This window comes from Vibrio sp. 10N.247.311.12 (genome assembly GCF_041467515.1).
Classification (GTDB): domain Bacteria; phylum Pseudomonadota; class Gammaproteobacteria; order Enterobacterales; family Vibrionaceae; genus Vibrio; species Vibrio crassostreae_C.
In genome coordinates, this window is record NZ_JBFSUV010000053.1 from 22,358 (window position 1) to 37,073 (window position 14,716).

General features: G+C 47.0%; 8 protein-coding genes. 3 read left to right on the plus strand and 5 right to left on the minus strand.

The window, feature by feature from the left end; genetic code table 11:
- Positions 1–17 precede the first annotated feature (17 nt).
- The 5 genes from AB6E30_RS19550 to AB6E30_RS19570 form a co-directional block, all read right to left on the minus strand.
- A complete protein-coding gene (locus AB6E30_RS19550; RefSeq protein WP_017068575.1) occupies positions 18–1,025 on the minus strand; it encodes a LacI family DNA-binding transcriptional regulator in 1,008 nt (335 codons plus the stop codon).
- A gap of 447 nt (positions 1,026–1,472) precedes the next feature.
- The gene (locus AB6E30_RS19555) at positions 1,473–3,491 is read right to left on the minus strand and encodes a methyl-accepting chemotaxis protein (protein ID WP_136982311.1); all 2,019 of its coding nucleotides are present in this window, start codon (positions 3,489–3,491) and stop codon (positions 1,473–1,475) included.
- A 198-nt stretch (positions 3,492–3,689) separates the two neighbouring features.
- A complete protein-coding gene (locus AB6E30_RS19560; protein ID WP_136982310.1) occupies positions 3,690–4,979 on the minus strand; it encodes a carbohydrate porin in 1,290 nt (429 codons plus the stop codon).
- A 373-nt stretch (positions 4,980–5,352) separates the two neighbouring features.
- Positions 5,353–7,413: a prolyl oligopeptidase family protein gene (locus AB6E30_RS19565; protein ID WP_372104952.1), complete on the minus strand. Its 2,061-nt coding sequence runs from the start codon at positions 7,411–7,413 to the stop codon at positions 5,353–5,355.
- An 11-nt stretch (positions 7,414–7,424) separates the two neighbouring features.
- Entirely contained in the window at positions 7,425–8,342 is a 918-nt protein-coding gene (locus AB6E30_RS19570; protein ID WP_017068571.1) for a LysR family transcriptional regulator, read from the minus strand.
- A gap of 234 nt (positions 8,343–8,576) precedes the next feature.
- Between AB6E30_RS19570 and AB6E30_RS19575 the strand changes: the two genes are divergently transcribed.
- The 3 genes from AB6E30_RS19575 (at position 8,577) to AB6E30_RS19585 (ending at position 14,628) form a co-directional block, all read left to right on the plus strand.
- Positions 8,577–10,271 carry an L-lactate permease gene (locus AB6E30_RS19575; RefSeq protein ID WP_017061561.1) on the plus strand — a complete coding sequence of 565 codons (1,695 nt, stop codon included), beginning with the start codon at positions 8,577–8,579 and terminating at the stop codon, positions 10,269–10,271.
- Between the two features lie 201 nt (positions 10,272–10,472).
- Positions 10,473–11,612 carry an FMN-dependent L-lactate dehydrogenase LldD gene (gene lldD / locus AB6E30_RS19580; RefSeq protein WP_372074825.1) on the plus strand — a complete coding sequence of 380 codons (1,140 nt, stop codon included), beginning with the start codon at positions 10,473–10,475 and terminating at the stop codon, positions 11,610–11,612.
- 160 nt (positions 11,613–11,772) lie between these two features.
- Positions 11,773–14,628, plus strand: a complete 2,856-nt coding sequence (locus AB6E30_RS19585; protein WP_372074826.1) for an FAD-binding and (Fe-S)-binding domain-containing protein — start codon at positions 11,773–11,775, stop codon at positions 14,626–14,628.
- Positions 14,629–14,716: the final 88 nt, after the last annotated feature.

Sequence of the window (14,716 nt, forward strand, 5' to 3'; positions counted from 1 at the left end):
TTCTATCCTTAATATTTTTATAGGGTAACGAGTAAATCCGATACCGAGTTTCTAGTGACCAACGTCGGCAGCAATTTAAAGTTCACGTCATGTTTGATTTTTTTTAGCTTTTGTAGAGTGAGCTGTACTGCTTCAATACTCATCTCTTCAATGGGGAAATTAATGGTGGTCAAACTAGGGGTCAGATAGCGCGCGAAGATGGTGTTATCGAAGCCGACAAGAGAAACGTCTCTCGGAACAGACAATCCCTCTTTATGCAAAACTTCGAACGCGCCAAATGCCATGTGATCGTTTGAAGCAAATACCGCCGTAAAGTGGCATTTTCTGTTGATCAACTTCTTCATGGCGCTGATGCCTGTCTCTTCAGTAAATCCCGCCTCAGAGACTAAGGCTTCATCGTATGGCACACCGGCTTCTTCCAGTGCCTTGCGATACCCCTGCAAACGCCCCCTAGCGTCGGCTTTATCTAAAGGCCCGGTAATACACGCGATATCTGTATGTCCCTTTTGCAAAAGATATTGAGTAGCGAGTAGCCCCCCGACTTCGTTATCAATATCAATGCAACTCATCGCCATTTCTGGGATGAAGCGGTTAATTAAAACCACAGGGGTCCCCTGTTCTTCCAATTCAATTAAATAGTCATCACTGAGCAGTTGAGTATGAAGAATCAAAGCATCGACACGACGCCCCAACAGAAACTCCACCGACTCGCGCTGCCCTTGTTCGGTGTTCGAACCCGCTGTAACCACTGCGTGGTAACCGAAGCGGCGTAGGTTTTCCTCTATGCAATGCAAGATGCCTGAATAGAAAGATCCGCCCAGTTCTGGAACAACAACACCCACACTTCCGGTACGACTTGAAGCTAAAGCCTGAGCGATAGAGTTCGGGCGATAACCCAGCTCTTTGATCGCCTTTTCAACCTTTAACTTCTTGTCGTGGCTCACTCTACTGGTGCCGTTAATCACTCTAGACACTGTCGCTTGAGACACACCTGCATGCTCTGATACGTGTTTAATTGTTGCCACTCGAACCTCGATACTTCATTAGCTTGTAACCGCTTACAAAACGATTATTAAGAAATTACGTTTTAGTTGAAGTGAGTATCATCACACTAAACTTGGAGGTAAAAAGGCTGGATTTGGAAATCTTGAAAGCGCTTACAGATTCACTTCACGCCATGAAACTGTTTCATGAGATTCTTGCTCACCTTATCAAAACAGCACTCGGTTACTTGCTCCCAGAGTGCTAACAAGCATGCTTAAACTCCGTTTTTCAAAAAGCACTATTCGGTGATGAACCCGCAACAGGCGGAAATATACAGAGTAAAATTGACCCTATTATTTCAGTGGCTATGCGAAATTGTATGGGAACATTTCATAGGTACTTCTAATTCTCTTTCCAGAACCCGAAACTTGAAACAACAACGCCCAGCAAAGGCTGAGCGTGAAACATTGAAAAACTTAGAGTCGCCTTTAAACCTCGTTTTCTGATTGCTCCGCGAGCTTAAACTCTTGAGTTAGTGAGAACTGCTGCTGCGACATAGTTTCAAGCTGTTGACCATGAGAAAACAAAACCTGAGATCGTTGTGAGTTATCTTCAGCCAAGATGTGTATCTGGCTGATATTTTGAGTGACTTGAGAGGCAACCACTTGATGCTCTGTCGTCGCGTTCGCAATTTGATGATTTCTTTGCTCTACTTCGTTGAGAAGATCAGAGACCGTCGATATCGAGTGATTCACTTCGCCAGTTTGTTCTACGCATTGAACCATCCCCACCACACATTGATTGATTTGTTCAACCGCCAGTTTAGAACTGGTTTGCAACTGCTCGATCTTGTTGTGTATTTCTTGCGTCGAGGCATTGGTTTTCGCTGCTAACACTCGAACCTCATCCGCAACCACAGAGAAACCACGCCCTTGCTCTCCAGCTCGCGCCGCTTCTATTGCCGCATTCAACGCCAGTAGATTAGTTTGCTCAGAGATCCCAGATATCACATCCAAAATGGAGCCAATGCTGGCACTTTCGCTTTCGAGCTGGCCAATGGTCGCTTTTGATTCTGCTAACTTACGCTCTAAACTGCCCATCAACTCGACGCTTTTATCCATGGTCTTCTGACCAGCACAGGAACTCGACACCGCTTCGGTTACAAGCGTTAGCGTTTGATTAGCGGCTTGAGTTATTTCGGTCACCGAGCACTCGATCTGCTCCATAGCTGTTGCCACCATCACGGTCTGATTGGTTTGGTCTTGCATCGCCTCGCTCAATGAACGGCTCGTGCTTTGATTCTCTATGGACGCCTCTTTTAAGCACGTCGACGAATAACGCATGTTCTCAATCATTTGAGTCAGATGACTGATCACTAAGTTGACCTTGTCGCTCACTGAGCCGAACTCATTATTGGCTTGATATTTCACCATCGCGCTCAAGTCTTTATTGGCAACTTGGTCGAGTACACTTTGCAGCAGCTTGCTTGGTTTACGAATCCCTTTGGCAATATTCAACCCGATCAACAGAGCAATAAGTACGGAAGTAAGTGCAATAACGCCCTGCATCAAAAGGGCTTGCTGTGAAGAGTTCATCGATTCGTGATACAAGCGCGTCGCTGTGTCTTCAGCGTACACTGAGAGCTCATCAAAGTGGCTTAACTGCTGATCAATTAGCTGTTCGATTTCCTGCTTTTGGAGGGAGATAGACTCATCGAGTTTAACGGTTTCTTTATGGATAGCGACTGAACCATTATCTGAAAACGCATGTGAAGCGAGCAGTGATAAAGACTGTTTACTGCGACGCAGCAAAGATGAGTCCAGATTATCTAAATCTGCTACCGCTTGTTCGAATCGCTCTTTTCGACTTTGCAGGCGGCGCTCAACACCGCGTACTTCCGATGACGTTTGCAGTGAAAACGCTTCGTTGGCTTCCGCTGCAATCAAACTCAATTGCACCAACAGAGCTTCGACTGCCTTTTGTGTCTGCTCCGAACCTGCACTCGCGAGTTGATTCACCAAAGTATTATTAAGCTGCCCCACCACAGATTGAAATTGAGCTTGCCCCATCGAGCCGAGATCTTTGCTATCCAAATACTTAACGTAAAGTTCCAATACTCGCTCTATTTGATCGACAGTCGACACGCCGGTTTGAGTGATGTTGTTAAGCATAACTTCCATTTGTGAACCAACTTCACCCTTGCCTTCGAACCAGCTCAATTGCTGCTGATATTGTTCGATGTTGTTTAATACGGTTTGTTTCAGTGGTTCCAGTTCATCAATGTAATTAGCGGATAAATAAGGCGAGGTGCTGCGATTAATGTCCAAAAATCGAATCGTCAGTGCAGAGGATTGAAGCATTAATGGGGTGGCTTGCTGGGTGATGTTTTCGATTCGAGTTGTTATGTCTTTATTGCTACTGATGCTTAACCATGCAGAACCCAGCATAATCACAATCAGTATAAAGAAACCTAAATATACTCGAGACACGATGGAAGAAAGTCTCATAGTGAATCCTTGATCTAGTGGCGAAAAAAAGGGCACAAAGAATGTGCCCAAGAATGGAGTTATATAACGTGCCCTAATCAATCTGCCTTTAGGGCTAAAATGGACAGTATTACGTGCTCTTAACAAGCATGAATATTCGAAAACATGGCTCCTTGAAAATATGCCGAATTCAAAGAGCTGTGCTTTCTATAGCTGTGATTACCACCAAGCTTCAAACATTGCGCCGAACGACAATGTATCAACATTGGTTGTCTTCACTGTGTTGCCTTTCGTTTCTACATCACCCACTGTTGTGTAGAAGCGAAGCATTGGACGGCTCCAAGGTAAACCACCTAGAGAAACGTTTTGAGACAAAGTGACTTTCCACGCGTTCTCTTCACCGTCGTCATCGTAATCAACCATGCCGTAGCCAGCTTCTAACCATGTAGAGTGAACATCATCCCATTGGTACTGTGGACGAACGATACCCGCGTATTCCGTGTTTTCACGGTCTAGATCTGAGCCTGAGTTGTCTTTGTACGACACTAAGTAATCGATGATGAAGTTGTCTGTTGCTGCGTAGCTACCTTCAACACTTGCGTACAAAGTTTGGTAGTCACCTTTTAGGTCAAATACTGATGAATCCGCACCGTCACCATACTTAACAACCAACTTGTTAGACTCACCCAAGCCTAAGGTTGCACCCAATAGGTATGCAGTTTCATCGCTGACTTTTGGATCACCCGCTACGTCTGAGTCTGCTTCATCTGAAGCAAAACCATAGTTCGCATATAGGTCTAGTTGGCCGATACCCGCATTAATAGAGTGCAACTTAGAAGTAATTGCGTATCGACCGTTGTCGTTCACTAGGCCGCCTTTCACTTGGCCTACGAAGCCCATGTCTAGCTTGGCGCCGCCGAAATCTAGGTTGTTAAAGCCAGCGCCTTGACCATCGTGAGACATCCAGAAGTAATCGTTCAAACCTTGTTGCGGACGTTGATGGAAGTCACGACCAGCCCACATGTACAGCTCAGGCTGGCTTTCAAATACATTGGTTACACCAGCGTACATTTTTTTCATGCTCAGGCCACCGTCGTCAGCCCACGAGTCAGCTTCCCAGTGGTCAGCCATGAATACGATGTCCCAGATAGCGCCATTGTCAGCTTGGAAAAGCTTAGCTAACTGAACTTCGCCACCGTTGGCTTCGTTACCCAAACGACCAACAGAACGGCCTGTTGTACCGATGTCTACGTAACGCTCATCACCACTTTTGTAGTGAGCGCCGTAACGAGCGTAACCAGAGAAGACGATACCGTCTGGTACATTCGTTTCTGCCGTTAGAACCGCTTGTTGTTGATCATCAACATACTTGATGTCACCAACTTGAGATTCTAACTCTTGAATTCGTTTTTCTAATGCTTCGATATCAGTATCAGCAGCAAAAGAAGAGAGTGAAGCAAGCGAGGCCGCCACTGCGACTGTTATTGGCAAAAGCTTAAATTTTTGCATTGTAATTCCCTATTATTTTTTTGAGTTTTCATCGAACAGGGAAATATTAAGCAATGAAAGCGTTGAAAAGTTGGTTGCTGTTCACACTGATAAATCAGCCTAAATGCCATGAAACTTTTAGAATATCCATGACGAAAACTACTGATTTAAGATCAACAGGTTACGGTTGATATTGCGTGAGATATCAGCTTGAAATCGCTTTCATTTCATCAGTATTGGTGGCGGCTATCACGGAAAACAGTGTGTGAAAGTGAAGGAAATATGACGCAGTTTTGATTGGTTTTCATATATATGAAAAGCCTCAAAATCTAAGGTAGATTTTGAGGCTTCTTGGTCTGAGTAAAATACCCAGTTATCTAGAATCACGCATTCGTTAAAGTGAATCTAGAGACGCAACCCCCATATTGAACAGAGTAAATGCGTAGATATCGGCGGTGAGATCGATCGCTTTGCTGAGCGGCATTCCGGCGCCATGGCCCGCATTAACATCAATACGAATCATCACGGGCGCACTACCTTCATGCTTATCTTGCAGCTCTGAGATGAACTTATAAGAGTGAGCAGGCACTACACGGTCATCGTGATCAGCGGTCGTCACCAATGTTGCTGGATAATCCGTGCCACGCACCACATTATGAACCGGAGAATAGCCAAGCAGATATTCGAACATCTCTCTGTTCTGCGCGGATGTGCCATAGTCGTACGCCCACCCTTCGCCAGACGTGAATGTGTGGTAACGCAACATGTCCAACACCCCAACAGCAGGCAGAGCCACTTGGAACAGCTCAGGCTTTTGTGTCATACAAGCTCCTACCAGCAAGCCTCCGTTAGAACCGCCGCGAATCGCCAACTTATCGCTACTGGTGTAGTTTTCTTCAATTAAGAACTCGGCAGCAGCAATGAAGTCGTCAAAGACATTCTGCTTTTTCTGCTGAGTTCCCGCTTTGTGCCACGCCTTACCATACTCACCACCGCCACGCAGGTTCGGCACCGCATATACGCCACCCAGTTCTAGCCAACTGCCAACCGTGCCCGAGAAAGAAGGCGTTAGGCTAACGTTAAAGCCACCATAGGCGTACAACATGGTTGGGTTATTACCGTCCAGTTTTAGTCCCTTCTTATAAGAGATAAGCATCGGAACCTGAGTGCCATCTTTTGAGGTATAAAAGACCTGTTTAGACTCAAACTTATCCGATTCAAACGGTGACTCAGAGCGCTGATAAACTTCTGAACTGCCCGACTCAATATCAAAAGAGAAAATGGTTGGCGGCGTAACATAGTTGGTAAAGGTGTAATAAAGCTGAGTTTGCTCTTTCTTACCACCTAAGCCACTGGCCGTTCCCAACCCAGGTAAATGGATTTCACGAACTAGGTTGCCTTGGTAATCCAGCTGCTCAATTTTCGACACCACATCCACCATGTAGTGGGCAAACAAGTATCCGCCGCCAGTACTGATGTCTAATGGCTGTGGCTTTTCTGAGATGATATCTCGCCACTGCTCAGTGCCGCTATCAAAGCTCACAACCTTGCCGTTCGGCGCATTAAGATTGGTGTACAGAATGAAGTTCTCACCTTGGTTATCGATGAGATACGTATCGCTATCCACATGATCAATCAGTGTGTTCAAAGACTGCTCTGATGATTTTAAATCGATATAGAACAGTCGATTACCTGATGTCGACTCCTTGCCGAGGATGATCAAGTATCGATCGTCTTCGGTGGTGTAACCGGATACATAGCGATGCTGCTCATCGTTGCTTTCGCCAAAGATCACCTTGTCGCTAGCTTGATCTGTACCCAACTCATGGAAGTACAGCTTGTGTTGCTCAGTACGAGCAGAGAGCTCACTGCCGTCTGGCTTGTCGTAACTAGAGTAATAAAAGCCGCGATTACCCAACCAAGAAATACCAGTAAATTTGGCGTCAGTGATTTCGGCTTCAAGCTGCTGTTTAGTCTCGGTATCAATCACGAAGATCTTGCGCCAGTCGCTACCACCTTCAGAAATGCTGTACGCCACTAAGCTGTAGTCTTTAGAAAACGACACCGAGCCTAGAGATGTGGTGCCGTCTTCCGAGAAGGTATTCGGATCTAGGAATACTTCAATCGACTGACCTTCTTTCTGACGATAAAGAATACTGTGGTTCTGCAAGCCATCATTCTTATAGAAATAGGTGTAATCACCTCGCACAAACGGCTGTGAGCTCTTTTTGTAGTCTTGCGCTTTCGCTAATCGCTCTCGCAGTTCTGCGCGATACGGGATTTGAGCGAGGTAATCAAACGTCACTTCATTCTGGCTCGCCACCCACTGCGCGGTTTCGTCACTTCTGTCGTCTTCTAACCAGCGATATGGGTCTTCGACTATCTGACCAAAATAGTCATCGCTGACGATCTGTTTGTTGGTGACTGGATATTGATACTCTTTTAAATAGCTCATCGTGATCCTTATTAAAAATAATGTGAAATCGTCAGATAACGCGTTCTGATGTGTTCAATCAATAACTTAATCTTGTTCGGTGGCTGACGAGTGAACGGGTACACCGCATAAATACCCAGCTTTTTACCGACTAAATCAGGGAAAATATCCACCAGCTGACCGTTGCGAATATCGTGATAAACCAGACAGCGCGGCACGTAAGCAACGCCATGTCCACCCAGCGCCGCTTTTCTTAACGCGGTCGCGTTGTCAGTCGAGAAAGAGCCCGCAACACGCACGATATATTTGTCATTGTCGGTACAGCCATCTTTACTATGCAGAAACTGCCATTCGCTAGCACCCGTTGTTTGATAGGCGTATTGCAAGCAATTGTGCTGCACTAAATCTTTAGGCAGCATCGGCTTACCGTTCTTAGCAATATAAGACGGCGAAGCGCACACCACCCATTGTGAATCCAATATATGACGAGCAATGAGGCTTGAATCTTCCAAGTAGCCGGTTCGAATCACCAAATCGAGACCATCCTCAACCAAGTCGACAAAGCGATTATTCAGAGACATATCGACCGTTAAACCTGGGTGCATATTACAAAACTCGGCCACAGCGTCTGCGAGAATCAAATCTCCGGAGATAGTAGGCACTGACATTTTGATATGACCACTGACATTTTCACCAAAGCCTGAAACTGCGTCCATAGCCTCTTGAGCTGCCTGCTTCACATTTTTGGCCCCGTGTAACATTGCCTTGCCCGCCTCAGTCAAGGTCAATTTACGCGTGGTTCGATATAATAATTGCACGCCAATCTCTTCCTCTAAACGCGCAATTCTCTTACTAACTACCGAATTTGTAAGGTTATTTTGCTCTGCCACCTTACTGAAGCTGCCTAGTTCTACCACCTGTGAAAACAGGATCAAATCGTCTGCTCGCATCTGATTATGCCAATTTTGGAATTAATTATTTTCATTATTTCCCTATATCAATAAAAAATAAAGGGGTAAATTCACGCCAAATTAACAAAACAATTACAAAAACAGTCATTCCAATTACAAGATTCGCCTAAAGAAGGTTCCCGTTTAGAGGCCAAAGCGATTCAAATAATGACAAACCATAACGTGATCTTTACTTCAAACATGAACGTTTGAAAACAGTACGAGGAAGTACCCATGAGTGAAACTCTACTAGCCCTATTGGCATTTTCACCAATAGTTGTTGCAGCGATTCTGCTGGTTGGCCTTAACTGGCCTGCAAAAAAAGCGATGCCTGTGGCATTTGCCTTAACCGTTGCTATCGCCCTACTTGCTTGGGACATGTCTGGCACTCGCGTGCTGGCTTCTGTATTCCAAGGCTTCGGCATTACAGTGTCGGTTCTCTGGATTGTGTTCGGCGCCATCTTCTTATTAAACACTTTGAAACACACCGGAGCTATCACCACCATCCGCAACGGATTCACTGATATATCCGCTGACCGTCGTGTTCAAGCAATCATCATTGCTTGGTGTTTCGGTTCATTCATTGAGGGCGCATCTGGCTTCGGCACACCAGCTGCCATCGCTGCACCACTGCTGGTTGCTATCGGCTTCCCTGCGCTGGCTGCGGTACTGATGGGCATGATGATCCAATCTACGCCAGTATCATTCGGCGCGGTTGGTACACCTATCATCGTTGGTGTGAACAAAGGATTGGACACGCACAACATCGGTGAAAGCCTGATTGCTCATGGCTCAACATGGGATGCTTATCTACAACAAATCACGTCAAGCGTTGCGCTAATTCATGCTTCTGTTGGTGTGATGATGCCTGTATTGATGGCAATGATGCTGACTCGCTTCTTCGGTAAGAACAAAAGCTGGACTGAAGGTTTAGATATCCTGCCGTTCGCACTGTTCGCAGGTGCTGCTTTCACTATTCCTTACGCACTAACAGGTGTTTTCCTAGGCGCTGAATTCCCATCACTGATTGGTGGTTTGGTTGGCCTTGCGATTGTGGTTACTGCAGCAAAACGTGGCTTCCTCGTACCAAAATCAAAATGGGATTTTGAGAGCGAAGACAAGTGGCCTGCAGAATGGCTAGGTTCTCTGAAAATCGACCTTGACGACAACAATCAAGGCCATAAGAAGATGAGCATGGCGATGGCATGGGCACCATACGTGCTGCTAGCGGTGACCTTGGTTGCGAGCCGCGTGAGCCCTGAATTCAAAGGCCTACTGAAGAGCGTTAGCCTATCGTTCAGCAACATCCTTGGTGAAACCGGTGTGAGCACTGCGATTCAGCCTCTGTATCTACCGGGCGGTATCTTGGTCTTCGTCGCGCTGGTTGCTGTTCTCATGCAATCTCGCAGCGCAACGCCACTGGCTAAAGCCTTCGGTGAATCGAGCAAGACTCTGATTGGCGCAGGCTTTGTGTTGGTGTTCACCATCCCAATGGTTCGTATCTTCATTAACTCTGGTGTGAACGGCGCAGATTTAGCAAGTATGCCCGTAACCACGGCAAACTTCGCAGCTGACCTCGTTGGTAGCGCATTCCCAGCATTGAGTGCAACGGTTGGTGCGTTAGGTGCCTTCATTGCAGGTTCGAACACAGTTTCAAACATGATGTTCAGCCAGTTCCAATTCGAAGTAGCGCAGACTCTGACTATCTCTAGTGCGGTGGTTGTTGCTCTACAAGCCGTTGGTGCAGCAGCAGGTAACATGATTGCGATTCACAACGTGGTAGCGGCATCAGCAACTGTTGGCTTGCTAGGACGCGAAGGTGCAACCCTACGTAAGACAATCATTCCAACGTTCTACTACTTGGTGATGACAGGCATCATCGGCCTAGTGGTTATCTACGGATTCAAAATGACCGACGCACTTATGTAAACCATAAGTCGTTCAAAAGCACTTGGCGTTAATACTCAATTCCCCGACAGCGACACCGTCTAATAAGACAGTTGATGAGTTCCGGGATGGATACTAGATCACATCAACACCCATGGGTATTAACGCCATTTTCCCGAATTAAAGCAGCCCAAACCAAGCTCTCAAAGAAGAGCAACATCCCAAGAATTTAGGACTGAAATTATGATCATATCCGCATCGACTGATTACCGCGCCGCAGCAAAAGCGAAATTACCACCGTTTCTTTTCCACTACATTGATGGTGGCTCTTACGGAGAACATACCCTACGTCGCAACACGGCTGACCTAGCTGAGATTGCGCTAAAACAACGCGTACTCAACGACATGTCGGACCTAAATTTGGAAACCGAACTATTTGGCGAGAAGCTAGCGATGCCAATCGCACTGGCGCCTGTTGGTTTAACGGGTATGTACGCAAGACGCGGTGAAGTACAAGCAGCAAAAGCCGCCGACAACAAAGGCATCCCTTTTACCATGTCGACCGTGTCGGTATGTCCGATTGAAGAAGTTGCACCTAAGATTGAACGCCCAATGTGGTTCCAACTTTACGTGTTAAAAGACCGTGGCTTCATGAAGAACGTTCTTGAACGCGCTAAAGCCGCTGGCGTCACAACACTGGTCTTCACCGTGGATATGCCCGTACCCGGCGCTCGCTACCGTGACATGCACTCAGGAATGAGTGGTCCAAATGCAGCAGTACGCCGCGTATTCCAATCTATGCGTCATCCTAGCTGGGCAGTTGATGTCGGCTTACTGGGTAAACCACACGACCTAGGCAACATCTCTACTTATCGTGGTTCTCCTACCAAGCTGGAAGACTACATCGGTTGGTTAGGTGATAACTTCGACCCGTCGATTTCATGGAAAGATCTAGAGTGGATTCGTGATTTCTGGGACGGTCCAATGGTCATCAAGGGCATTCTTGATGAAGAAGATGCAAAGGATGCGGTGAGATTTGGCGCAGACGGCATTGTGGTTTCAAACCACGGCGGCCGCCAGCTTGACGGCGTTCTATCAAGTGCCAAAGCACTGCCTGCAATTGCAGATGCAGTTAAAGGCGACACCAAAATTCTGGTCGACTCTGGCATTCGTACTGGCTTGGATGTGGTTCGAATGATGGCATTGGGCGCAGACTGCACCTTGCTTGGCCGTTCTTTCGTTTACGCATTAGCAGCGCAAGGACAAGCCGGCGTTGAGAATCTACTCGACCTTTACGACAAAGAGATGCGCGTTGCGATGACATTAACAGGCGCGAGGACAATCAAAGACTTAACTCGTGAATCTTTGGTGGGGTTAGATTAAATCTCCACGATTCAGACTCATGCTTTGGTCTACTTAGACCGAAGTTCAATCGGTGTCACAGCAATTCCACTGCCGTTGTGACACCGTTTAAGCACTGGAAAATAAAATAAAAAAACAAAAAAGCAAATCAGTGCCAAATAAGAAGCACAAGGAAGCAAAGATGGAGACAAACACATCCCATGAGCGAGTAGTAGATCCACAAGCTTATAAGCAGCTTGAAGCGATACTGGCTCAAAGAATAGAAACAGAACGCATTGTCACACAAGAGGCAAAGCGCTTGGCTTACGGCACCGATGCGAGTTTCTATCGCTTGGTACCGAAAATGGTTCTAAGGCTGAAAAACTTAGACGAAGTGATATTCACCATTCAAAGCTGTCGCGAACTCGGCATTCACTTTACCTTCCGCGCCGCAGGCACCAGCCTGTCAGGACAAGCGGTTTCAGATTCGGTACTCATCACACTGACCGATGACTGGCGTGGCCACGAAATTGTCGATAACGGCAATCAAATCATTCTTCAGCCCGGTGTAATTGGCGCAGATGCCAACAAATACCTCGCTCCTTTCCAACGTAAAATCGGCCCAGATCCAGCTTCAATCAATACCTGTAAAATCGGTGGTATCGCCGCGAACAACGCCAGCGGCATGTGTTGTGGTACTGCGCAAAACTCGTATCGCACCGTTGAGAGCATGAAAATCGTATTGAGTGATGGCTCCCTGCTTGATACGGCTGACAACGCAAGTGTTGAGGCATTCAAGCAATCACACAAAGCACTGTTTGAAGGCATTGTCGAATTACATCAACAGACAGCTTCAAACCAAGAACTCGCAGACAGAATCCGCCACAAGTACCGCCTCAAAAACACCACTGGCTACGCTCTGAATGCTTTGGTCGATTACCACGATCCAATTGAGATCATCAAACATTTGATGATTGGCTCAGAAGGCACACTAGGTTTCATTGCTGAGATTACCTACAACACGGTGATCGAACATCCGAACAAAGCCTCGGCTCTGTTGGTGTTTTCCGACATAGAACAAGCCAGTAAAGCCGTTACTACACTATCAAAAACACCGGTTGCTGCGGTGGAATTGATGGATGGCAGAGCGCTGCGTTCAGTGGCTGATAAACCGGGTATGCCTGCATTTATGCCAAGCTTGGACTTAGAAGCTGCGGCTATTTTGGTGGAATCACACGCTAGCTCCCAGCCGGACTTAGATTTACAATGTAAATCAATTTTGGACGCATTGGCTGATTACACGATTGTTGAATCGGTCCCTTTTACGTCCGATCCAAAGACTGTTGCAACCCTGTGGGGCATTCGAAAAGGCATGTTCCCAGCAGTTGGGGCCGTTCGTGAAGTTGGCACAACCGTTATCATCGAAGACGTGGCTTTCCCTGTCGAAAACCTCGCTAACGGTATTCGAGAGCTACAAGAACTGTTCGACAAATACGACTACAGCGAAGCGATCATTTTTGGTCACGCCCTCGAAGGCAACCTGCACTTTGTATTTACTCAAGGCTTCGACAGTCAAACAGAAATCGATCGCTACGGCGGTTTCATGGACGATGTTGCCGAGCTGGTTGCGGTGAAATACCAAGGTTCTCTAAAAGCAGAGCATGGTACTGGTCGTAACATGGCGCCTTATGTGGAATTGGAATGGGGCAAAGACGGCTATGCCTTGATGCAACAGATCAAAGCGCTGTTTGATCCAGAAAGACTGCTCAACCCCGGCGTTATCATCAACGACAACCCGAATTCACACATCACCAATTTGAAGCCAATGCCTGCTGCCGATGACCTTGTCGACCGCTGTATCGAGTGTGGCTTCTGTGAGCCTGTTTGTCCGTCTCGCACGCTGACTTTATCACCTCGCCAACGTATTGTTTTATATCGCGAGCTACAACGCCGCCGAGCAGCAGGCGAAGAGATAGAAGCCAGCGAGCTAGAGAAGACTTTTGAATACCAAGGCATTGATACTTGCGCTGCAACAGGCCTATGTGCGGAGCGTTGCCCCGTGGGCATCAACACTGGCGATTTAGTGAAGAAGCTTCGTATCGCCAAATATGAGAAGTTCACACCAATTGCTAAGTGGACAGCGGAGCACTTCTCGACCACCACCAAGCTGACCAAGGCTGGCCTCAAAACTAATCAAGTTGCGAATAAGGTTCTAGGCGCAAATACAGTTGGTAAGCTCACCAATGGCTTGCGCTCAATAACCAAAGGCGCGACACCAGTTTGGATGCCAGAGATGCCGCAATCCAATAGTCACTCGCTTGCCTCATCACCCGTGACGGCAGAATCTTCAAGCAATCATAAGAAGGTGGTTTACCTCCCTTCCTGTGCAAGTCGAACCATGGGGCAACAAAGCGATGCGGGCGACCAACGTCCTCTTACTGAAGTGACCATGTCTTTGCTCAACAAGGCAGGATTCGAGGTAATTCTACCGAAGAAGCTAGATGACCAATGCTGTGGTATGCCTTACGACAGCAAAGGAATGACCGACTTAGCACAGTCGAAGGCTCAGCAGTTGGAAGAAGTGCTATGGCAAGCCAGTCGTCAGGGTGAATACCCAATATTGATGGATACCAGCCCATGTGCTAAACGCAGTATTGAACAGTTCACCAAGCCATTAGAGGTGTTAGAGCCAACAGGGTTTGTGAATCAATATTTGCTTGAACATCTGACGCTTGAGCCGCTACAAGAAACCGTGATGCTGCATGTCACGTGTAGCTCTCGTCGAATGGGCTTAGAAGGCGCGATGTTAAACCTTGCTAAAGCGTGTACCGAAGAGGTGATTGTTCCAGAGCATATTCAATGTTGTGGTTGGGCAGGTGACAAAGGCTTCACTACACCAGAGCTGAATGAGGCGGCGGTACACCCACTCAAGGAACAAGTGCCGAGCAACTGCACTCGTGGCTTTAGTAACAGCCGAACCTGTGAGATCGGTTTATCACACCACAGTGGCATTCCGTATCAATCAATCTTGTACTTGGTGGACGAAGTGGCGCAGTAGATCCACTCATACTGCGAGCAACGTGCTCTAGCTTAAATCGAGTAGGAGGAGGCCTCACGGCCTCCGTCCTCTCACACCACCGTACAAG